General features: G+C 62.9%; 23 protein-coding genes. 11 read left to right on the forward strand and 12 right to left on the reverse strand.

All coding sequences use genetic code 11. The annotated features are described in order from the left end of the window. Window positions 1–17: 17 nt before the first annotated feature. The 5 genes from C7A17_RS24860 to C7A17_RS26990 all read right to left on the reverse strand — a co-directional run bounded on the left by C7A17_RS24860 (window position 18) and on the right by C7A17_RS26990 (window position 3,801). Entirely contained in the window at window positions 18–1,364 is a 1,347-nt protein-coding gene (locus C7A17_RS24860) for a glutamine synthetase family protein (protein ID WP_106741812.1), read from the reverse strand. A gap of 29 nt (window positions 1,365–1,393) precedes the next feature. Then, window positions 1,394–1,951 carry a helix-turn-helix domain-containing protein gene (locus C7A17_RS24865; RefSeq protein WP_106743167.1) on the reverse strand — a complete coding sequence of 186 codons (558 nt, stop codon included), beginning with the start codon at window positions 1,949–1,951 and terminating at the stop codon, window positions 1,394–1,396. Between the two features lie 16 nt (window positions 1,952–1,967). Further along, window positions 1,968–3,257: an NAD(P)/FAD-dependent oxidoreductase gene (locus C7A17_RS24870; protein ID WP_106741814.1), complete on the reverse strand. Its 1,290-nt coding sequence runs from the start codon at window positions 3,255–3,257 to the stop codon at window positions 1,968–1,970. A 78-nt stretch (window positions 3,258–3,335) separates the two neighbouring features. Beyond that, window positions 3,336–3,635: an antibiotic biosynthesis monooxygenase gene (locus tag C7A17_RS24875; protein ID WP_106741817.1), complete on the reverse strand. Its 300-nt coding sequence runs from the start codon at window positions 3,633–3,635 to the stop codon at window positions 3,336–3,338. Between the two features lie 19 nt (window positions 3,636–3,654). Then, window positions 3,655–3,801 (reverse strand): hypothetical protein, encoded by a 147-nt coding sequence (locus C7A17_RS26990; protein WP_199796372.1) that lies wholly within the window; start codon window positions 3,799–3,801, stop codon window positions 3,655–3,657. A gap of 302 nt (window positions 3,802–4,103) precedes the next feature. Here C7A17_RS26990 and C7A17_RS24880 point away from each other — a divergent pair, with 302 nt between their 5' ends. Then, window positions 4,104–5,051: an AraC family transcriptional regulator gene (locus tag C7A17_RS24880; protein ID WP_106741820.1), complete on the forward strand. Its 948-nt coding sequence runs from the start codon at window positions 4,104–4,106 to the stop codon at window positions 5,049–5,051. Between the two features lie 78 nt (window positions 5,052–5,129). Here C7A17_RS24880 and C7A17_RS24885 read toward each other — a convergent pair whose 3' ends face one another. The 5 genes from C7A17_RS24885 to dnaX form a co-directional block, all read right to left on the reverse strand. After that, window positions 5,130–6,278 carry an acyl-CoA dehydrogenase family protein gene (locus C7A17_RS24885; protein WP_106741823.1) on the reverse strand — a complete coding sequence of 383 codons (1,149 nt, stop codon included), beginning with the start codon at window positions 6,276–6,278 and terminating at the stop codon, window positions 5,130–5,132. A gap of 66 nt (window positions 6,279–6,344) precedes the next feature. Next, entirely contained in the window at window positions 6,345–6,926 is a 582-nt protein-coding gene (locus C7A17_RS24890) for an eCIS core domain-containing protein (RefSeq protein WP_106741825.1), read from the reverse strand. Between the two features lie 29 nt (window positions 6,927–6,955). Continuing rightward, on the reverse strand, window positions 6,956–7,555 hold the full coding sequence (gene recR / locus C7A17_RS24895; protein WP_106741828.1) for a recombination mediator RecR: 600 nt from the start codon (window positions 7,553–7,555) through the stop codon (window positions 6,956–6,958). Between the two features lie 210 nt (window positions 7,556–7,765). After that, a complete protein-coding gene (locus tag C7A17_RS24900; RefSeq protein ID WP_003460931.1) occupies window positions 7,766–8,092 on the reverse strand; it encodes a YbaB/EbfC family nucleoid-associated protein in 327 nt (108 codons plus the stop codon). Window positions 8,093–8,140: 48 nt separating this feature from the next. After that, window positions 8,141–10,255: a DNA polymerase III subunit gamma/tau gene (gene dnaX / locus C7A17_RS24905; RefSeq protein ID WP_106741831.1), complete on the reverse strand. Its 2,115-nt coding sequence runs from the start codon at window positions 10,253–10,255 to the stop codon at window positions 8,141–8,143. Between the two features lie 466 nt (window positions 10,256–10,721). Between dnaX and C7A17_RS24910 the strand changes: the two genes are divergently transcribed. Together C7A17_RS24910 and C7A17_RS24915 are read left to right on the forward strand one after the other, a co-directional pair. Beyond that, a complete protein-coding gene (locus C7A17_RS24910; protein WP_106741834.1) occupies window positions 10,722–10,943 on the forward strand; it encodes a hypothetical protein in 222 nt (73 codons plus the stop codon). Window positions 10,944–10,996: 53 nt separating this feature from the next. Beyond that, window positions 10,997–11,284, forward strand: a complete 288-nt coding sequence (locus C7A17_RS24915; protein WP_074940379.1) for a DUF3509 domain-containing protein — start codon at window positions 10,997–10,999, stop codon at window positions 11,282–11,284. Between the two features lie 299 nt (window positions 11,285–11,583). Here C7A17_RS24915 and C7A17_RS27225 read toward each other — a convergent pair whose 3' ends face one another. Further along, window positions 11,584–11,715, reverse strand: coding sequence for a hypothetical protein (locus tag C7A17_RS27225; RefSeq protein WP_267895733.1), 132 nt, complete (start codon window positions 11,713–11,715; stop codon window positions 11,584–11,586). Between the two features lie 311 nt (window positions 11,716–12,026). On the opposite strand from C7A17_RS27225, the gene C7A17_RS24920 reads away from it, so the two are divergent. The 8 genes from C7A17_RS24920 to C7A17_RS24955 all read left to right on the forward strand — a co-directional run bounded on the left by C7A17_RS24920 (window position 12,027) and on the right by C7A17_RS24955 (window position 18,862). Beyond that, a complete protein-coding gene (locus tag C7A17_RS24920; RefSeq protein WP_106741836.1) occupies window positions 12,027–12,617 on the forward strand; it encodes an amino acid synthesis family protein in 591 nt (196 codons plus the stop codon). A gap of 25 nt (window positions 12,618–12,642) precedes the next feature. Beyond that, on the forward strand, window positions 12,643–13,476 hold the full coding sequence (locus tag C7A17_RS24925) for an alpha/beta fold hydrolase (RefSeq protein WP_106741839.1): 834 nt from the start codon (window positions 12,643–12,645) through the stop codon (window positions 13,474–13,476). Continuing rightward, complete coding sequence (locus tag C7A17_RS24930; RefSeq protein WP_106741842.1) at window positions 13,473–14,954, forward strand: aldehyde dehydrogenase; 1,482 nt, start codon at window positions 13,473–13,475, stop codon at window positions 14,952–14,954. The genes C7A17_RS24925 and C7A17_RS24930 overlap by 4 nt, the downstream gene beginning before the upstream one ends. A 12-nt stretch (window positions 14,955–14,966) precedes the next feature. Then, complete coding sequence (locus C7A17_RS24935) at window positions 14,967–15,452, forward strand: flavin reductase family protein (RefSeq protein WP_106741844.1); 486 nt, start codon at window positions 14,967–14,969, stop codon at window positions 15,450–15,452. A 165-nt stretch (window positions 15,453–15,617) separates the two neighbouring features. Beyond that, the gene (locus C7A17_RS24940) at window positions 15,618–17,057 is read left to right on the forward strand and encodes an NAD-dependent succinate-semialdehyde dehydrogenase (protein WP_106741846.1); all 1,440 of its coding nucleotides are present in this window, start codon (window positions 15,618–15,620) and stop codon (window positions 17,055–17,057) included. Between the two features lie 20 nt (window positions 17,058–17,077). Beyond that, window positions 17,078–17,476, forward strand: a complete 399-nt coding sequence (locus C7A17_RS24945; protein ID WP_106741849.1) for a carboxymuconolactone decarboxylase family protein — start codon at window positions 17,078–17,080, stop codon at window positions 17,474–17,476. 65 nt (window positions 17,477–17,541) lie between these two features. Then, entirely contained in the window at window positions 17,542–18,294 is a 753-nt protein-coding gene (locus tag C7A17_RS24950) for a GntR family transcriptional regulator (RefSeq protein WP_106741852.1), read from the forward strand. 4 nt (window positions 18,295–18,298) lie between these two features. After that, window positions 18,299–18,862 (forward strand): NUDIX hydrolase, encoded by a 564-nt coding sequence (locus C7A17_RS24955; protein WP_106741855.1) that lies wholly within the window; start codon window positions 18,299–18,301, stop codon window positions 18,860–18,862. A 142-nt stretch (window positions 18,863–19,004) separates the two neighbouring features. On the opposite strand, the gene C7A17_RS24960 is transcribed toward C7A17_RS24955, so the two are convergent. Further along, window positions 19,005–19,298 carry a DUF1330 domain-containing protein gene (locus C7A17_RS24960; RefSeq protein WP_106741857.1) on the reverse strand — a complete coding sequence of 98 codons (294 nt, stop codon included), beginning with the start codon at window positions 19,296–19,298 and terminating at the stop codon, window positions 19,005–19,007. Window positions 19,299–19,356 lie beyond the last annotated feature (58 nt).

The following is a 19,356-nucleotide window of genomic DNA, read 5'->3' on the forward strand; positions in this document are numbered from 1 at the left end:
TCCTTCTATCCGTGACATCACAGGTACCAGCGGTATTCGCGCGGGCTGATGTCGTGCATGAAGGCCAGGTGATCCTGGCGTTTGTTCTCGCAATAAACCATGACGAACTCGCTGCCCAGGCCAGCCGCGACGCGCTCGCTGGCCTGCATGCGACGCACGGCGTCGAGCATGTCCTTGGGAAAGTCGACGCCGCTTTCGCGGTCGTCATTCAGGGGTGCAATGGGCTCGACCTGGGCGTCGAGGCCCTGTTCAATACTGGTCAGCAGCGCCGCCAGCACCAGGTAAGGGTTGGCATCGGCGCCCGGCAGGCGAAATTCCAGGCGCAGATTGCGCGCGTCCGACTCGGGGATACGTACACAGGCGTCGCGATCCTCGAAGCCCCAGCTGGCCTTGCTCGCCGAGTTCACCTGGGCGCCGAAGCGGCGGTAGCTGTTGTGGTTTGGCGCGTAGATCGGCATCAGCTCCGGTAGCAGTTCCAGGCAGCCGGCCACGGCATGCCGCAGCGGACGCTGCTCGTCACGGGCCAGCAGGTTGTCGCCAGCCTCGTCGTACAGGCTGACGTGGATATGCATGCCGCTACCCGGATACTGCAGGTACGGCTTGGCCATGAAGCTGGCGCGATGGCCATGCTTGAGCGCCACGCCACGGGTCACCCTACAGAACAACGCCGACCAGTCGGCAGCCTGCATCGGGTCAGCGTTGTGACTGAAGTTGATCTCGAACTGCCCCGGGCCAATCTCGGCGGTGATAACCGTGGTGTCGATGCCTTGCAGGCGCGCGGTCTCGCTGATGTCGTCGAGCACCTCGGCAAAGCGCGAGAGCCGTTCGATATGCATGTTCGGCTGGTCGTCGGCATCGCCGCTCAGGTCATCGCGCGGATACTGCGGCAGGCCATCCTTGAGCGCCTTGTCGAACAGGTAGAACTCCAGCTCGAAGGCCACCACCGGGCGAATACCACGCGCCGCCAGGCGCTGCAACACACGCGCCAGCACCTCGCGCGGTTCGAACTCGATGGGCGCTTCGGTGCCATCGGAGCTGATCAGCATCTGCCCCAGCGGCTGGCGCTCCCAGTTCACCCGCTTGAGCGTGCCGGGAATCAGCCGCCGTGGCGCATCCGGATCACCGTCATGGAAGCAGTAGTCGCCAATCTCGTAGAGGCCGCCCTGGGCGCCGAGCAGCACGCAGTTCTGCGGCAACTTCAGGGCACTGCCGGCGGCAACCTTCTCCAGCATTTCGATGGGGTAGCGCTTGCCGTAGAAATGCCCAGGAATGTCCAGGCAGATCAGGTCGACGAAGCGCACCTCGGGGTGGGCCTGGCGGAATTGGCGGACTTCGTCGAGCAGCTCGACTCGGGTGGCGTTCATTGTCGTTATTTCCGGGTTCACGGGAAGGTTCAGGTGTAGATCCACAACACCCGCGCGGGGGTGTCGCCTTGGTTGGCATAACGCAGGTGCGCATAGCTCGGCACCTGAAAAACATCGCCGGGATAGAGGGTGGCGCTCTGTTCGTCCTCGCCCAGCCATAGCGTCAGCTGGCCTTCGAGCACGTAACCGGCCTGCTCCGAGCGGTCACTCATCTGCCGCTCGCCACTGCTGGCACCCGGTTCGAGCAGGCTGTCGACCACCATGAAGGCACCCTGCAAAGTCGGCGAAGCCATGATGTCGGTGATCCCACCGGCCAGGTACAAGGTGCGGCGCTCGTCGGGACGGGTGACCCAGTCCAGTGCCTTGGGTTTGGGCAGGCTGTAGAAATAGGTGGTGGGCACGTCGAGTGCCTCGCTGATGGCGGTCAGATCCGCCACCGTCGGCCGCGACAGGCCACGCTCGACCTGCGAGAGAAAGCCCACGGAACGACCGATACGCTCGGCCAGCTCATTGAGGGTGACCTTCTTGTGCTTGCGCAGGTCGTGGATGAGCACGGCCAGAGCGGCCATTTCCAGATTCTTGTCCATATCAGGGCTGTCCATTTCAGAAACTGTCTCTCAGTCGGTACCAAGCCTTACCAATGGCCTCGAGCGGCGCCGCCAGGCGTTCGCCGAACGGGAATTCGGGGTTGTGCAGTTGCCGGTACAACGCCAGTTCGTCGTCATTACCGAGAATGGCATCGCTGACCGCCCGCGCCGCTGCCAGGGTCGGCAACACGCCATGACCGGAAAAACCCTGCAGCCAGTAACGACCATTCTCGCCGCCGATATCCGGCGTGCGGGCACGGGTAATGTCGATATGCCCGCCCCAGGCGAAGTCGATGGCTACGCCTGCAAGTTGCGGAAAGACGCGCTCGAGGAAAGGCCGCGTGGCAGCAGCCATGTCCTTTGGCAAGCCGCCAAGATAGGTGCAGCCACCGCCGAACAGCAGACGGTGATCCGGCGTACGTCGGAAGTAATCGAGGACGAACTGGTTGTCGGTGACGCAGGCGTTGCGCGGCAACAATGCCTCGGCACGCTCGGCGCCCAGCGGTTCGGTGGCGATCTGGTAGGTGCCGACCGGCAGAATGCGCCGGGCCAGACGGGGCTCCAGGCTGTCGACATAGGTGTTGCAAGCCAGGATCAGGTTGTCGGCCTGCACACTACCCTGCTCGGTGCGCACACGGTAGCCATCGCCATGCACGTCCTGGCTCAGCGCACGACTCTGCTCGAAGATCTGCCCACCGGCATGAACGAAGGCCTCAGCCAGACCGAGCGCCAGTTTTAGCGGGTTGAGATGCCCGGCCTCAGGGTCATAGAGGCCGGCGCGATAACGCTCGCTGGCGACCCACTCAGGCATTTGCTCGCGGGACACGAACTGCAGCGCGCGGTGCCCCCATTTGTAGGCGGCCTCCTCCTGCCACTCATGCAGCAACGCCACGCGCCGGGGCAACACTGCCGTCCACAGGTGACCGCGACGGTAGTCGCAGTCGAAGCCATGCCGCTGTGGCAGTTCACGTAGCTCCTGGGCTGCCCAGGTCATGCCACCCCACAGACGACGGGCACGCTCGATGCCCAGCGCCTTCTCCAGCGGTGGCATGTCGCAAGACCAACCCAGAATCGCCTGTCCGCCATTGCGCCCGGAGGCAGCCCAGGCTACGCGACTCGCTTCCAGGAGAATCACCCGCCGACCCGCCAGGGCCAGACGCAATGCGCTGTGCAAGCCACTGAAACCAGCGCCGACCACCAGCACATCACTCTGCAAGTCACTCTGCAGGGTCGGATAGTGCTTCAGTCGCCCACCGCAACTATGGGCGTAGTAGCTATCGACGTGCTCACTGGCGTGGCGAAACATAGACGACTCATGAAATTTAAAATAATTAATTTCATGAAAATCTATAGAGATAAATTCACAAAGGCAAGCCTGAGCGGCTCAGGCGACCTGTTGTTGCAACTCCACCGTACAGTCGAGATGGGTGAACAGCCCTTCATTGATCGCTTGCGCCAATACCAGGCGCAGGCCTTCGCTACCAAGGAAAGCTTCGCGTGCCGCAACCGAGTGCCACTGCCCTTCCACCTGCCAGGTCAGCGGGTCACCACGCAGTGGGAAAACCCGCAGACGCAGACAACCGGGAATGTCACGGCCGATTTCGTCCAACCGGGCCAGGCACTGTCCCAACCGGATCGAACGGTCATGACGAGCACGAATGGTCATACGGTGAATGATGCTCATGGCAACCTCCTGGAATCGCTCAGTACATACCGGCAGCATTTCGCTGCAGGACATGGGGCGCTGCGTTCGGCTCATCGAAAACCACGCGTGCACCGACCTTGGAGTCGAGCCAGGCAGTGGCTAGCAGTAAAAGAGTCAGCGGCGCGATCAGCCATTTGTTGGACATGGTCTCCCTCCTCCTGGCTCAACGGGATGGCATTGCTCGCATCAACACAGAGGTACGACGCGATGGCTACAGAGATTAGGGAGAAGGTCACGAAGACGTTAGTCGATTCATGGCAAATTCTTGCCTAAAACTGCACACCAGAAAATCGCACCAGGTGGGTGCAGCGGACAGCCAGACTTCTTGAAATACTCTGTATCACTGGCCATTTGCCCATTACTGGCAAATATTTGCCTAATCCTGCCGCCCCTCATGACTTGCCTGAAAAACCTGGCTAGGCTTCGCTGACTTTTCGGAGGCTCGCCATGCAGTCACCCATTCACACCGCCACCAACCTCGACACTCCCCTTGCCGAACTGAGCCACGAAATGGCGCGCCTGGTCGAGCGTTTCGTCCCTGAGGACGGCCTGCACCTCACCGCCGTTCCCGGCTTGAAGCTGGCGCGCGCCACCACCCCGAGCCTACCGATGCAGACAGTCTACGATCCGTGCCTGTGCATCATCGCCCAGGGTCGCAAGGAGATCCGCCTGGGCGACGAGCTCTATGTCTATGATCCGCTGAATTATCTGGTGGCATCGGTGGTACTACCGGTGACCGGCCGGGTGATCGAAGCCAGCCCGGACGCGCCTTACCTGAGCATCGCCCTGGAGATCGATCCTGCACTGATCAGCAGCCTGCTCACCGAGATGCCGCCCATTCCGGCACCGGATGCTGCCTCACAGCGCGCGCTGTTTCTCGATCGCCTCGACCCTCGCCTGCTGGACGCAGTCATTCGCCTGCTGCGCCTGCTGGAAACCCCGCGCGACATCGCCATGCTCGCGCCATTGGCCTTGCGCGAGATTTTCTATCGCATGCTGCTCAGCCCGCAGGGCCATCGCCTGCATGAGATCGTGATCGCCGACAGCCAGAGCCAACGTATCTCCCGCGCCATCGAATGGCTGCGCAAGAACTTCGACCAGCCCCTGCGTATCGAGGAACTGGCCCGCGAGGTGAACCTGAGCCCGTCGACCCTGCACCATCGTTTCAAGGCCGTCACCGCGTTCAGTCCCCTGCAGTACCAGAAGCAGCTGCGTTTGCAGGAGGCCCGTCGACTGATGCTGTGCGACAACCTCGAGGCCGCAGCAGCCAGTTACCGCGTCGGCTACGAAAGCCCCTCGCAGTTCAGCCGCGAGTACAGCCGCCTGTTCGGCGCACCGCCGCAGCGCGATATCGCACGCCTGCGCCAGGTAGCACAGAATCAGCAAGCATCCTGATCGTAGGAGGCGCTTTAGCGGCGAGCTTTTTCGTCTTGTTTAGGCCGTTCGCGGCTAAAGCCCCTCCCACGGCAGCGGCTACAGCCCCATCTGCTTGGCAATGATCTCGTTCATGATTTCCCGCGTGCCGCCGCCGATGGAGAGGATACGGTTGTCGCGGTACAGGCGTTCGACCAGGCTCTCACGCATGTAACCCATCCCGCCCATGATCTGCACGGCGTCGTAGGTCAGGCGGTCGGCGATATCGGTGGCGAAGTTCTTGGCCATGGAAATTTCCTTGATCACACTCCTGCCGGCTGCCCTCTGCGCCGCCTGGCGGTAGGTGAACTCGCGGGAAACCTCCAGTTGCGTGGCCATCTCGGCCAGGCGGTGTTTGAGTACCTGGAACTTGCCCACCGGCTTGCCGAAGGCCTGGCGCTCGCGCGCCCACTTCATGGATTCTTCCAGTGCCAGTTGCGCGGTCATGTTGGCCATGATTGCCAGGCTCAGGCGTTCGCTCTGGAAATTGGCCATGATGCAGGCGAAACCGGCGTTCTCCACACCGATCAGGTTCTCCACTGGCACCTGGCAGTCGTCGAAGAACAGCTCGGCGGTATCCGAAGCCCACCAGCCCATCTTCTTTAGCTTGCGCCCGACGGTGAAGCCCGGCGTACCCTTCTCTACCAGCAGCAGGCTGACGCCGCCGAAACCTTCGCCGCCGGTGCGCACCGCGACCGTGTAGTAATCGGCACGCACACCACTGGTGATGAAGGTCTTGCTGCCATTGATACGGTAGTGATCGCCGTCGCGCACGGCGCGGGTCTTGAGGTTGGCGACATCGGAGCCACCGGAAGGCTCGGTCACCGCCAGCGCCATAATCTTCTCGCCAGCCAGCACCTGCGGCACCACGCGCTCGCGCACGGCGGGCTTGGCCCACTTGACGATGGGCGGCAAGCCGATGTCCAGCGAGCCGAGCCCAGCCACCAGGCCACCGGAGCCGCTGCGCATCAGCTCCTCGCTGGCCGCCACCTTGGCGAACACGTCACCCTCGTGACTGCCGCCGTACTGCTCCGGGTAACCGATACCGAGGACGCCTGCTGCGCCTGCCTTGAGGTACAGCTCGCGAGGGAATTCCTCGGCCTCCTCCCACTCGTCGATATGCGGCAGGATCTCGCGCTCGACGAAACGCCGAACGGAATCACGAACCAGTTGGTGGGATTGATCGAAATACGACAGAGGGGCGGCCATGCGGGTACTCCCGTTATTGTTTCGGCCACCCTAACCTAGCGCTTGCTTGGTTTTCAAGCGAGCGTTTCATTTCTGTTCGCGCAGCGCCTTTCTCACGCGCTCGCCCATCTCGTAGGCAGGCCCTTCCACCGATTGGAAATTGCGGGTGTAACGCTGGGCGAAGCCATCGGTGCCCCACTCGCGATACTGCTGCACATGCCAGAGTTCATGCGCCCACAGTGCCGCATCCTGGGCAGCGGCCTCGGCATCGCGAAACACCACCACATCGACCAGCGTCACGGCCTGCACATCGGGGTTCTGCAGCATGACGGTGGCGGCGTCCATCTCGTCGGTGATGCCGACGCGGTAGCGCACCTCATCGAGCAACGCATCATCGTAGAACGGCGCCAGCTGTGCGCGGATCATCAAGGGAATCGGCTCGGTACCGGCGCGCAGCGCAGCCTGGCGCGATTGCAGCAACCAGGCTTCGAGACGGGCTGCAGCCATGTTCAGGCCGTCTTCGCGCACCTGCACTGGATCCGGCACGCATAGGCAGGAAGCCCCCAGGCAGACCTGGATCTGGCCGCTGGGGCATTGGGCGGCCTGCGCAGCCACAGGCGCTACCAGCAGGAACAGCAGACTCATACGGCGCAGAGTGTCGTTGATCACAGGCACTCCGAATAGAAGGGGCTGATGGTTCAGAGGCTGATCGGACGCCGACCGGCCAGTGCATGCGCCAAGGTGCCGCCATCGACCAGCTCCAGCTCACCACCAAGTGGCATGCCGTGGGCAATACGCGAGGCAACCAGACCTTTGCCAGCAAGAATCTGCGCGATGTAGTGCGCCGTGGCCTCGCCCTCTACCGTCGGATTGGTCGCCAGGATCACTTCGCTGAAAGCACCGGCCTCGATACGCTCCAGCAACGCTGGAATACCAATGGCCTCCGGGCCCAGGCCATCGAGCGGCGACAGATGCCCCTTGAGCACGAAATAGCGCCCGCGATACCCGGTCTGCTCCACGGCATGCACGTCCATCGGGCCTTCCACCACGCACAGCAAACTGTCGTCGCGGCGTTCGTCCAGGCAGAGCTGGCACACCTCGTCCTCGCTCAGGCTGCGACAGCGCTTGCAGTGCCCCACGCCCTCCATCGCCGCATTCAACGCCTGCGCCAGACGCTGACCACCGCTGCGATCACGCTCGAGCAGTTGCAGCGCCATGCGTTGCGCAGTCTTCTGCCCCACGCCGGGCAGGATACGCAGGGAGTCGATCAACTGGCGAATAAGGGGGCTGAAGCTCATGGAAGTCCTGCAAAGGTTGGCGGGCAATGATCTGGTGGGCTAAAGCCCACCCTACGAACGGGTGCGCTTCGCACACCATTACCACGGGGCGATCAGACGGTACGCAGTACAAGGCGCGAAAGGCCCCGAGCACCGGAGTTTACATCTGTAAATGAGGATGCTCGGGGCCTTTCGCAACGCAGTAATGCGTGCCGGCTGGGCGTCACATGCTCAGAAGGGCATTTTGAAGCCGGGGGGGAGCTGCATCCCTGCGGTCATACCGGACATCTTCTCCTGGCTGTTCTGCTCGACCTTGCGCACGGCGTCGTTGACGGCTGCGGCGATCAGGTCTTCCAGCACTTCCTTGTCTTCCTGCATCAGGCTGTCATCCAGGGTGATGCGCTTGACGTCGTGACGACCGGTCATCACCACGCTGACCAGACCGGCGCCGGACTGGCCGGTGACTTCGGCATTGGCCAGCTCTTCCTGCATCTTCTGCATTTTTTCCTGCATTTGCTGAGCCTGCTTCATCAGGCCTGCCATGCCACCTTTCATCATGTCGGTATCCTCGGTGTTCGGGGTTAAACAAATCGTTGAAACGACCGGTTAGCTGGGCGCATCGATAGGTTCGATACTGTCGTCGCGTACCTTGGCGGCGAACTGCTGAATCATTTGCTGCACCAGCGGGTCGGCGTGAATGGAGGCCTCGGCGCTGCGCTGGCGATCGGCGCGGCGACGCGCAGCGGCCTGCGCCGGAGTTTCCTGCTCGGGCTTGCACAACTCGATACGTAATTTGATGCTGCGCCCCTGCTGCTGGTTCAGCGCATCATTCAGACGCCGATGCTGGGTCGGGTTGAACAGTGCACTGTGCGCCGGATCCAGGTGCAGCAGCCAGTCGTCACCATTGGCTTCGATCAGGGTGCAGTTAGCGGCGATGCTGCCGGTCATGCCGCCCAGGCCAAGCTGCGGGAACAGTGACAGCCACTCTGCCGCCAGACCGGTAGCCGGTTTGGCGGCCGGCAGCGGTTCTTCGACTACGGGCGCCGCAGTTTCGGCATGGCCAAAATCGTAATCGAGGGTTTCGGCGTCCATTTCGACGTAGTCGTAGTCACCGGGCGGTGGCTCGTCATCACCCGCCTCCGCATCGGCTAATGGCTGTGCGATCTCGCTCGGAACCGACATTTCAACCGGTGCAACCTGCTCGACGCGAGGCTCTACGGCTTTGATCTCCGGCTCAGCCGGGGCAACAGGCTGAACGGGCTCGGCGACAGGCTCAGCAGCCCTGGCGGTTTCCCAAGGCACATCCACCACTGGAGCAGCGGGCTCGGGCTCGGGCTCGGGCTCGGGCTCGGGCTCGGGCTCGGCGGGCAGGTTAGCGGCCGGCGCTACAGGCACGTCAACAGGCCGAACCGGCTCACTTACAACAGGTGTAACACTCGGGGCCGGCACCACAGGGCTGGGCTCAACCGCAGCAGGAGCAACAGGAGCGATTGCAGCCGCCGCAGCGACGACGGGAGCTGGAGCAGAAACCACGGGAGCCGGCATAGCGGTGCCGGCCACTGGGCCTTGTTGGGAATCAGCAGTGGCCTGGCTGATCCCCAAGGGCTTTAGCGTGACCTTGGGCGCATCGTCGCCTCCTGCCGGGCGGAAAGCCAACATGCGCAGCAGCACCATCTCGAAGCCGCCGCGCGGTTCAGGCGCCAGCGGTAGATCACGACGGCCAATCAAGCCCATCTGATAGTAGAACTGCACATCTTCGGCCGGCAGCGCCTGGGCCAGTTGCAGTACGCGCTCGCGGTCGCCCTGGCCGTTGTCGACGGCCTCCGGCAGCGCCTGGGCTATGGCCACGCGGTGCAGGACGTTGAGCATTTCCGACAGCACGCCATTCCAGTCCGGCCCCTGCTCGGCCAGGTGACGCACCGCCTCGATCAGTGCCCGAGCATCACCTTCTATCAGCGCGTGCAGTACGCCATAGACCTGGCCATGATCGAGCGTACCGAGCATGGCGCGCACGTCGGCCGCCAGCACCTTGCCTTCGCCGAAAGCGATGGCCTGGTCGGTCAGGCTCATGGCGTCGCGCATAGAACCATCGGCAGCGCGGCCCAGCAGCCACAGGGCGTCGTCCTCGAATGGCACGTTCTCGGCGGTCAGCACGTGGGTCAAGTGCTCGACCACGCGCTCTGGCGGCATGTTCTTCAGCGAGAACTGCAAACAGCGCGACAGCACGGTGACCGGCAATTTCTGCGGGTCGGTGGTGGCGAGGAGGAATTTGACGTGGGGCGGCGGCTCTTCCAGCGTCTTCAACAGGGCGTTGAAGGAGCTGGTGGAGAGCATGTGCACTTCGTCGATCAGGTAGACCTTGAAGCGCCCACGGCTCGGCGAGTACTGCACGTTGTCGAGCAGTTCACGGGTATCTTCGACCTTGGTGCGGCTGGCAGCGTCCACTTCGATCAGGTCGACGAAGCGCCCCTCATCGATCTCCCGGCACACCGAACAGGTGCCACAGGGGGTTGAGCTGATACCGGTTTCGCAGTTCAGGCACTTGGCGATGATCCGCGCAATGGTGGTCTTGCCCACCCCGCGCGTACCGGTGAACAGGTAGGCGTGGTGCAGCCGCTGGCTGTCCAGGGCATTGATCAGGGCTTTGAGCACATGCGTCTGGCCGACCATTTCGCGGAACGAGCGTGGACGCCATTTACGTGCAAGAACCTGATAACTCATGGAAAACCGTCATATGAGGAAAGCAAAAGTGGGCTAATCCTAGCGGAGCAACCAGCAAATTGCATCCGCCACCCACATGTATGAAACGGCATTGCTCTGGCCTGAGAAATAGCGCTGGTTATTTCTTGAACAAAGGATTATCATCCGCGCCGTTCGTACCACGCTGTAAGTCATTAAGGCCTTTGCGCCCCCTCGCTGGTTTCCAGGTTCAACGTCTAGCGCATCCCCGCGCTGCCGCCCTCCCCGATCCCATCTGCTGACTGATCAGGCCGACTCGCCGTTTATCGGCGCGGTTCCTTTGCCTGCCTCCGACGTACCGACCACGCCGAAGAACCGTAACAATGGAACTTTATCGTGCTAATCAAGCTCCGATCGGTTGACATGCCATGGCCGTTTTTCGGCCAACCACATGGAGCTACACCACGCGCAACGAAGCGCACATGCTTTAAAGGAAATACCTAGAAAAATGAATGCTCAACATCAAATTCAGAAAGCCATCAGCACGCTGACTCACGCCTTCGCCCCGTTCGACTGCCGTATCCAGGCAACGCGCAAGGGCAGCTTCAGCTTTACCCTGGTCGACAAGACCGGCATCGCCCAGTACAGCCAACGCCTCTACCCCGGCCAGTACAACGACGAGTCGCTGCAACAGGTGATCGAGCGCACCCGCCAGTCGCTCGTCGCTTGAACCAATCGACCATCCCGAGGTCGAACGTGACCAACCTCAGGATGGAGTAGGACATGGAACTCACCAACCAACAGCTCGTCGATCACCTGTTCAATCCGCTGCGTGCCAGCTTCAGCTCGCCGCGCCCGGATGGCAGCATCATCCTCGCCCTGCTCGACGAGAGCGACAGCACCGTCTACAGCCGCGTCCTGGCCAAACCACAGATCGCCGACCAGAATGCCTTTGCCCAGAGCCTGGAAGAGATTCGCCTGGAGCTGGCCGTACGCGCCGGCAACATTCCGGCCGACCTGCGCAAGACGCTCAAGGAACAGGACAGCGTGTTGAATTACCGCATCGCCTGAGTTCGCAGCGACACGAAAAGCCCGCGCCCCATGCGCGGGCTTTTTATTGGCCAAGAAAATCTACTGACTGCGAACCACGCACAGACAGATTAGCCAGGGCCTCACGTGAAGTCGCCACGGCCTGCTCTTGCTGATGCAGTGCCTTGACCATGCGATAGCAGATCAGCACTAGCACTAGCACTAGCAGCGATGGTGGCAGCCTGGAGCCCACCGGCCAGCAGCAACACCGTCGCCCCCCCCCAGACCGATACCCCATCTGCGCGACGAGTTCGGGTTGCCCATGGACAGAGGGGGACAGATCACCAGGGTCGCCGAATCGGCGAGGTGACGAACCAGCTGGCGATCATCAAGGTCGCCAACGCAGCCATCGCCATGATCGGGCTGGCTCCCGCGAACCAGCGTTCGAGGAGCGAGTCAGGGCGTACGCTCACAGGAGCCTCCTTATTCTTGTTGTGCAACCAAGGGGGCGACGCAGGCAGGCGTGGATGCCGAACCAGGCACGACTCCACAACCACCTGACACACCGAGGCAATCCGCGAAGACGCTTCTGGAGGATGGCCAGCCCCGCAACATATCACGGCATACCATAAACCATAATTAAGATTCAACGCTCGCAGGATGCCAGTCATCACCGCTCAACCAGCCGGCAGAAAGCTTCTGCGAGTGCTTGACTTGCGCAATCGGTATTATGGTATACCATGATACAAGAACAATGACCCATCGCCCCAGGAGCGCATCGCACATGAGTTTCGAAATCCGCAAGATCGTCACCTACCTCGAAGAAACTCGCATCGAGGGTGGCAAGGCCACCGACAAGCCGGTGACCATGGTGGGCCTGGCCGTGGTCATCAAAAACCCCTGGCTAGGGCGCGGTTTCGTCGAGGATCTCAAGCCCGAGATCAAGGCCAACTGCTCCGAGCTGGGCGCGTTGATGGTCGAGCGTCTGACCGCCGCCATCGGCGGTGCCGATAAGATCGAGGCCTACGGCAAAGCTGCCGTGGTGGGTGCCGAAGGTGAGATCGAGCATGCTTCCGCCGTGATCCACACCCTGCGCTTCGGCAATCACTACCGTGAAGCGGTCAAGGCCAAGAGCTACCTCTCCTTCACCAACAAGCGCGGCGGCCCGGGCACCTCGATCCAGATCCCGATGATGCACAAGGACGATGAAGGTCTGCGCTCGCACTACATCACCCTGGAAATGCAGATCGAGGATGCACCGCGTGCCGACGAGATCATCGTGGTGCTGGGCGCCTCCGACGGCGGTCGCCTGCATCCGCGCATCGGCAACCGCTATATCGACCTGGAAGAACTGGCCGCCGAGAAGGCCCAGTAATGCCAACCTTGGGCAGGAGCACGCAATGATTCGGCTCACCGCTGAACGCACGCCAGCCGGCACCAGTTACCTGGAGACCGGTCAGGGCCATCCCGTGGTGCTGATCCACGGGGTCGGCCTCAACAAGGAAATGTGGGGCGGTCAGATCGTCGGCCTGGCTCCACACTTCCAGGTCATCGCCTACGATATGCTCGGCCACGGCAACAGCCCGCGCCCGGCGCCGGGCACCGGCCTGGAAGGCTATGCCGAACAACTGCGCGAACTGCTCGAACACCTCGCATTGCCGTGCGTGAGCGTCATCGGCTTCTCCATGGGTGGCCTGGTGGCGCGCGCGTTCGCCCTGCACCATCCGCAGTTGCTGGAGAGCCTGGTAATTCTCAACAGCGTGTTCAATCGCAGCGCCGAGCAGCGCGCCGGCGTGATCGAGCGCACCCGTCAGGCCGCCGAACACGGACCGGACGCCAATGCCGAAGCGGCGCTGTCGCGCTGGTTCAGTCGCGAGTACCAGGCGGCCAACCCGGCGCAGATCGCCGCCATTCGCCAGACCCTGGCCGGCAATGATCCACTGGGCTACCTGACCACCTACGAACTATTCGCCACCCAGGACATGTACCGCGTCGAGGATCTGGGCAGCATCCAGGCGCCGACCCTGGTCGCCACTGGCGAGCTGGATCCCGGCTCGACGCCGGAGATGGCGCGCCAGCTGGCCAGTCACATTCCGGGCGCCCAGGTCGCCATACTCGATGAACAACGGCACATGATGCCGGTGGAATCGCCCCGCCTGGTCAACCAGGTGCTGCTGGATTTCCTGCAGCGGGCCCAGGCCTTCAAGAACCAGACAAAAGGGATCGTCGCATGACACTCGCACGCTTCCAGATGTGCATAGACGGACAGTGGGTCGACGCCCTGTCCGGCAAGACCTTCCAGAGCCTCAATCCGGCGCTGGCCGAGGCCTGGGCAGAGCTGCCCGACGCCGGCGAAGACGATGTCGAGCGTGCCGTGCAGGCCGCCCAGAAAGCTTTCGAAAGCCCGGTGTGGCGCGGCATCACCGCCACAGCTCGGGGCAAGCTGTTGCGCCGCCTGGGCGACTTGATCGCCGAGAACAAGGAACACCTGGCACAGCTGGAAAGCCGCGACAACGGCAAGCTGATCCGCGAAACCCGCGGCCAGGTTGGCTACCTGCCGGAGTTCTTCCACTACACAGCCGGCCTGGCCGACAAACTCGAAGGCGGTACCCTGCCCCTCGACAAGCCGGATATGTTCGCCTACACCACCCACGAACCGATTGGCGTGGTGGCCGGCATCATTCCCTGGAACAGCCCGCTGTACCTGACCGCCATCAAGCTCGCCCCGGCCCTGGCCGCTGGCAACACCATCGTGCTCAAGCCCTCGGAACACGCCTCGGCGACCATTCTCGAACTGGCCCGTCTGGCCCTCGAAGCGGGCTTCCCGGCCGGCGTGGTCAACGTGGTCACCGGTTACGGCCCAAGTACCGGCGCCGCGCTCACCCGTCACCCGCTGGTGCGCAAGATCGCCTTCACCGGCGGCGCCGCCACCGCGCGCCACGTGGTGCGCGCCAGTGCCGAGAACTTCGCCAAGCTGAGCCTGGAACTGGGCGGCAAGTCGCCGAACATCATCTTCGCCGACGCCGACCTGGACAGCGCCATCAACGGCGCCGTGGCCGGCATCTATGCCGCCTCCGGGCAAAGCTGTGTGGCCGGCTCGCGCCTGCTGGTGCAGGACGCGATTTACGACGAATTCGTCGAACGCCTGATCGAACGCGCCAAGCGCATCCGCATCGGCAGCCCGCAGGACGACGCCAGCGAAATGGGCCCGATGGCCACCGCGCAGCAACTGGCCGTGGTCGAAAGCCTGGTGGCCGATGCCATCGCCGAAGGCGCGCGCCTGCGCCTGGGTGGCAAGCGCCCGGCAATCGACGGCAAGGGCTGGTACTACGAGCCGACCCTGTTCGAGTGCAACGACCACTCGATGAAGATCATGCAGGAAGAGGTCTTCGGCCCCGTGGCCTCGGTGATCCGCTTCAAGGACGAGGCCGAAGCATTGGCCATGGCCAACGACTCGCAGTTCGGTCTGGCCGCCGGCATCTGGACACGCGACCTGGGCCGTGCTCATCGCATGGCCAAGGGCGTGCGCTCGGGCATCATCTGGGTCAACACCTACCGCGCGGTCTCGGCCATGGCGCCCATCGGCGGCTTCAACAACAGCGGCTACGGCCGCGAGAGCGGCATCGATTCGGTGCTGGCCTATACCGAGCTGAAAACGGTGTGGATCAACCTCTCGCAGGCGCCCATGCCTGATCCCTTCGTCATGCGTTGAGAGACCAGCATCATGATCGAACCCGGTATCTATAAAGAAGTGATGGGCTCCTTCCCGTCCGGTGTCACCGTGGTGACCACCCTGGACAGCGAAGGCGACATCGTCGGCATCACCGCCAGCGCCTTCAGCGCCCTGTCCATCGACCCGGCGCTGGTGCTGTTCTGCCCCAACTACGCCTCGGACACCTACCCGATCCTGCGCGACAGCAAGCGTTTCGCCATCCACCTGCTGTGCGCCGACCAGCAGGCCGAGGCCTATGCCTTCGCCAAGAAGGGCAAGGACAAGACCAAAGGCATCGAGTGGCACCTGAGCGAGCTGGGCAACCCGCTGCTTTCCAAGGCCACCGCCATCATCGAATGCGAGCTGTGGCGCGAGTACGACGGTGGCGACCACGCCATCATCGTCGGCGCCGTGAAGAACCTGATCCTGCCCGAGCAGGAGGTGACGCCGATGCTCTATCACCGCGGCAAACTCGGCGCCTTGCCGCACATTGCCTGATTCCTTGGCCGCGCCAGCCCCCTCGGTAGCGGCCTTTTTTATTCGATGGCTTGTGCACTGCAGGGTGCGCCATGCGCGCCATGGCCATGTGGACTTCTGGTGCGCACGGCCCACCCTACTCGTGCCATAGCCCTTTCGTTCATGCGCCACTTTCACGGAGCTGCCATGACCTCATTGTTTCGCCAGCAGGCTTTCATCGACGGCCAGTGGCTCGATGCCCGGGACGGCTCGACCTGCGCCATATTCAACCCCGCCAATGGTCAGCAGATCGGTACCGTGCCGAACATGGGCGCCGCCGAAACCCGCCAGGCCATCGCGGCCGCCAACCGCGCATGGCCGGCCTGGCGCGCATTGACCGCCAAGCAGCGCAGCGAGCTGCTCAAGCGCTGGTACGGATTGATCATCGAGCACAGCGACGCCCTGGCCGAAATTCTCACCCAGGAACAGGGCAAGCCATTGGCTGAAGCCAAAGGCGAGATTCTCTATGCCGCCAGCTTCATCGAGTGGTTCGCCGAGGAAGCCAAGCGTATCTACGGCGACACCATTCCCAGCCACAAGGGCGATGCGCGCATCGTCGTGAGCAAGGAGCCGATCGGCGTGGTCGCGGCGATCACACCGTGGAACTTCCCGGCGGCGATGATCACCCGCAAGGTCGGCCCGGCGCTGGCCGCCGGTTGTCCGTGCATCGTCAAGCCGGCGCCGGAAACCCCCTTCACCGCCCTCGCCCTCGTGGCCCTCGCCGAACAGGCCGGTATCCCCGCCGGCCTTCTCAATGTCGTCACCGGCGACGCCGTGGCCATCGGTGGCGAGCTGACCGCCAGCGCCGACGTGCGCAAGCTCTCCTTCACCGGCTCGACGCCCATCGGCAAGCTGCTGATGGCGCAGTCGGCCAACACCTTGAAAAAGGTCTCGCTGGAGCTGGGCGGCAACGCGCCGTTCATCGTCTTCGATGACGCCGACCTGGAGAAGGCGGTCGAGGGTGCGCTGATCGCCAAGTACCGCAACAACGGCCAGACCTGCGTCTGCGTCAACCGCTTCCTGGTACAGGACGGCATACACGACGCCTTCGTCGCCCACCTGGCCGAGCGAGTCGGCGAACTCGCGATTGGCGATGGCTTCGAAAGCGGCGTCAAGCTTGGCCCGCTGATCAACGAGCGCGCCGTGCAGAAGGTCGAGGATCACGTGCACGATGCCCTGAGCAAAGGTGCCCGACTGGTGTGCGGCGGCGAGCGCCACCCACTGGGCCACGGCTTCTACCTACCGACGGTGCTGGCCGGTGCCACGGTCGAGATGAAGGTCGCCCGCGAGGAAACCTTCGGCCCCCTGGCTGCCGTGTTCCGCTTCCACGACGAGGCCGAAGCGGTTCACCTGGCCAACGACACCGAATATGGCCTGGCCGCCTACTGCTATACCCGCGACCTGGGCCGAGCCTGGCGCATGAGCGAGGCGCTGGAGTACGGCATGGTCGGCATCAACGAAGGGCTGATCTCCACCGAGGTGGCGCCGTTCGGTGGGATAAAGTCCTCCGGCCTGGGCCGTGAAGGCTCGAAGTACGGCATCGAAGACTACCTGGAAATCAAATACACCCTGATGGGCGGGCTGTGACCCACATTGAGGACGAGAACATGAGCAACGAGAAGTACGAGAAAGGCCTGGCCATTCGCACCCAGGTGCTGGGCGAGGCCTACGTCAACCAATCGCTGCAGAACGCAGACGACTTCAACCGGCCGCTGCAGGAGCTGGTGACCGAGTACTGTTGGGGTCATGTATGGGGGCGCGACGGTTTATCGCTGAAAGAACGCAGCATGATAAACTTGGCAATGATTTCGGCCCTCAATCGCCCGCACGAGCTGAAACTGCACATTCGCGGTGCCCTGCGTAACGGCCTGAGCCGTGAGCAGATCCGCGAGATCCTGCTGCAGGTCGGCATCTATTGCGGTGTTCCTGCCGCAGTGGACAGCTTCCGCATCGCTCGGGAAGCCTTCGCAGAAGCGGAGGCGCAAGAACAGGGCCAGCAGAACTGACGAAGGAGCACCCGTGAGTGCTCCTTCGTTGTTTTCTTACGGATAGCCACACAAGAGCGGACCCCATGAAACGCCTGCCACTCGACGACAGCTTCAAGGTCAATCGCAACCCCATCACCCTGCGCGAAATCGTGCTCGACAAGTTGCGTGGCGCCATCATGAACTTCCAACTGCTGCCGGGTGATCGCCTGGTGGAACGCGACCTCTGCGAGCGCCTGGGCGTCAGTCGCACCTCGGTACGCGAAGCCCTTCGCCACCTGGAGTCCGAAGGCCTGGTGGAATTCGCCGGAAGCAAGGGCCCACGCGTGGCCATCATCACCCTGGAAGACGCCCGCGATCTCTACGAACTGCGCTGCGTGCTCGAGGGCCTGATCGTCCAGCTCTTCACCCTCAACGCCAAACCCAAGGACATTCGTGCCCTGGAGAAGGCCCTGGAAGACAACCGCAAGACCCTCGAAAGCGGCGACCTGCAGCAGGTACTCGATTCCGTGCAGGGTTTCTACGACGTGCTGCTGGAAGGCTCCGGCAACCAGATCGCCGCCACTCAGTTGCGCCAGTTGCAGGCACGTATCAGCTACCTGCGTGCCACCTCGGTGTCTCAGGTCAACCGTCGCGGCAGCAGCAACAAGGAAATGGAGCACATCGTCGAGGCGATCAAGAGCGGCGATCCGCTGGCCGCGCACCAGGCATCGGTTGATCACGTGCGCGCCGCCGCCAAGGTCGCGCTGGATTACCTACGCTCCAAGCAGGCCGAGCCGGGTGAAGTGCGCGACTTCGTCACCCCCATCGCCCTGCAAGAGCCGCGCATCGGACGCTGATGCCATGCCTGCCCCGCGCTTCTGCCCGCAGTGCGGCTCAGCCGATCTGAGCCGCCGGCAACCCGACGGGGACACGCATGCACGACTGATCTGTGGTGGCTGTAGCTACATCCACTACGAGAACCCCAAGATCATCGCCGGCTGCATCATCGAGCGCGACGGCAAGTACCTGCTGTGCCAACGCGCCATTCCACCGCGCCCGGGCACCTGGACGCTGCCGGCCGGCTTCATGGAAAACGGCGAAACCACCGAACAGGCAGCCCTGCGCGAGGTCTGGGAAGAAGCCGGCGTGCGCGCCGAGATCCTCTCGCCCTACTCCATCTTCAGCGTCCCGCGCATCAGCGAGGTGTACATCATCTTCCGCGCCTGCGCGCTGGAGATCACCGGCCAGCATGGGCCGGAGACCCTGGACTACCGTTTCTTCGCCCCCGAGGAAATCCCCTGGGATGCCATCTATTACCCGGCCATCCGGCAGATTCTCGAACGCTACATCGAGGAACGCCAGGCCGGTGTCTATGGCATCTACATGGGCAACGACGACACCGGCAAGGTGCACTTCATCCGCTGACCGCGCCCTGTAGCCCGGATGAAATCCGGGAATACTCATGGACGGCGCACCCCGGATTGCATCCGGGCTACGGCTGATCACCCGTTCACCGTAGGGTGCGCCATGCGCACCGTCTCACCACGCAGCCTGGATGCATTCCGGACTACGCCTCGATCCCCTCGACGATGATCACCTCTGCGTTCGCCACGCCCTGACGATGCACGCAGGCGTCCTGGTATTCGGCCGAGCGGTAGCAGACCAGCGCCTGTTCGTAGGAATCGAACTCGATGACCACACTGCGCTGCGGCGTCTCGCGCCCTTCCAGCGCCTGCGAACGCCCGCCACGGGCCAGGAAGCGCCCGCCATACAAGGCGAACGCAGCCGGCGCGCGGCGGGTGTATTCAGCGTATTGCTGCGCATCCGTCACATCCACATGCGCGATCCAGTACCCCTTCATCTTCACCTCCGTAATTTGCGAGCAATGCGTATTATGGTATACCAATAAACACAATACC

Source organism: Pseudomonas mendocina (genome assembly GCF_003008615.1).
GTDB lineage: Bacteria > Pseudomonadota > Gammaproteobacteria > Pseudomonadales > Pseudomonadaceae > Aquipseudomonas > Aquipseudomonas mendocina_C.

Excerpts from the sequence above, each read along its gene's own strand:
- dnaX (WP_106741831.1), bottom strand. The coding sequence starts at position 10,255 with ATGAGTTATCAGGTTCTTGCACGTAAATGGCGTCCACGCTCGTTCCGC.
- C7A17_RS24875 (WP_106741817.1), bottom strand. The coding sequence starts at position 3,635 with ATGAGCATCATTCACCGTATGACCATTCGTGCTCGTCATGACCGTTCG.
- C7A17_RS24920 (WP_106741836.1), top strand. The coding sequence starts at position 12,027 with ATGAGTTTCGAAATCCGCAAGATCGTCACCTACCTCGAAGAAACTCGC.
- C7A17_RS24885 (WP_106741823.1), bottom strand. The coding sequence starts at position 6,278 with ATGGCCGCCCCTCTGTCGTATTTCGATCAATCCCACCAACTGGTTCGT.
- C7A17_RS24940 (WP_106741846.1), top strand. The coding sequence starts at position 15,618 with ATGACCTCATTGTTTCGCCAGCAGGCTTTCATCGACGGCCAGTGGCTC.
- C7A17_RS24925 (WP_106741839.1), top strand. The coding sequence starts at position 12,643 with ATGATTCGGCTCACCGCTGAACGCACGCCAGCCGGCACCAGTTACCTG.
- C7A17_RS24900 (WP_003460931.1), bottom strand. The coding sequence starts at position 8,092 with ATGATGAAAGGTGGCATGGCAGGCCTGATGAAGCAGGCTCAGCAAATG.
- C7A17_RS24860 (WP_106741812.1), bottom strand. The coding sequence starts at position 1,364 with ATGAACGCCACCCGAGTCGAGCTGCTCGACGAAGTCCGCCAATTCCGC.
- C7A17_RS26990 (WP_199796372.1), bottom strand. The coding sequence starts at position 3,801 with ATGTCCAACAAATGGCTGATCGCGCCGCTGACTCTTTTACTGCTAGCC.
- C7A17_RS24910 (WP_106741834.1), top strand. The coding sequence starts at position 10,722 with ATGAATGCTCAACATCAAATTCAGAAAGCCATCAGCACGCTGACTCAC.
- C7A17_RS24935 (WP_106741844.1), top strand. The coding sequence starts at position 14,967 with ATGATCGAACCCGGTATCTATAAAGAAGTGATGGGCTCCTTCCCGTCC.
- C7A17_RS24945 (WP_106741849.1), top strand. The coding sequence starts at position 17,078 with ATGAGCAACGAGAAGTACGAGAAAGGCCTGGCCATTCGCACCCAGGTG.
- C7A17_RS24955 (WP_106741855.1), top strand. The coding sequence starts at position 18,299 with ATGCCTGCCCCGCGCTTCTGCCCGCAGTGCGGCTCAGCCGATCTGAGC.
- C7A17_RS24865 (WP_106743167.1), bottom strand. The coding sequence starts at position 1,951 with ATGGACAAGAATCTGGAAATGGCCGCTCTGGCCGTGCTCATCCACGAC.
- C7A17_RS24930 (WP_106741842.1), top strand. The coding sequence starts at position 13,473 with ATGACACTCGCACGCTTCCAGATGTGCATAGACGGACAGTGGGTCGAC.
- recR (WP_106741828.1), bottom strand. The coding sequence starts at position 7,555 with ATGAGCTTCAGCCCCCTTATTCGCCAGTTGATCGACTCCCTGCGTATC.
- C7A17_RS24960 (WP_106741857.1), bottom strand. The coding sequence starts at position 19,298 with ATGAAGGGGTACTGGATCGCGCATGTGGATGTGACGGATGCGCAGCAA.
- C7A17_RS24870 (WP_106741814.1), bottom strand. The coding sequence starts at position 3,257 with ATGTTTCGCCACGCCAGTGAGCACGTCGATAGCTACTACGCCCATAGT.
- C7A17_RS24880 (WP_106741820.1), top strand. The coding sequence starts at position 4,104 with ATGCAGTCACCCATTCACACCGCCACCAACCTCGACACTCCCCTTGCC.
- C7A17_RS24950 (WP_106741852.1), top strand. The coding sequence starts at position 17,542 with ATGAAACGCCTGCCACTCGACGACAGCTTCAAGGTCAATCGCAACCCC.
- C7A17_RS24915 (WP_074940379.1), top strand. The coding sequence starts at position 10,997 with ATGGAACTCACCAACCAACAGCTCGTCGATCACCTGTTCAATCCGCTG.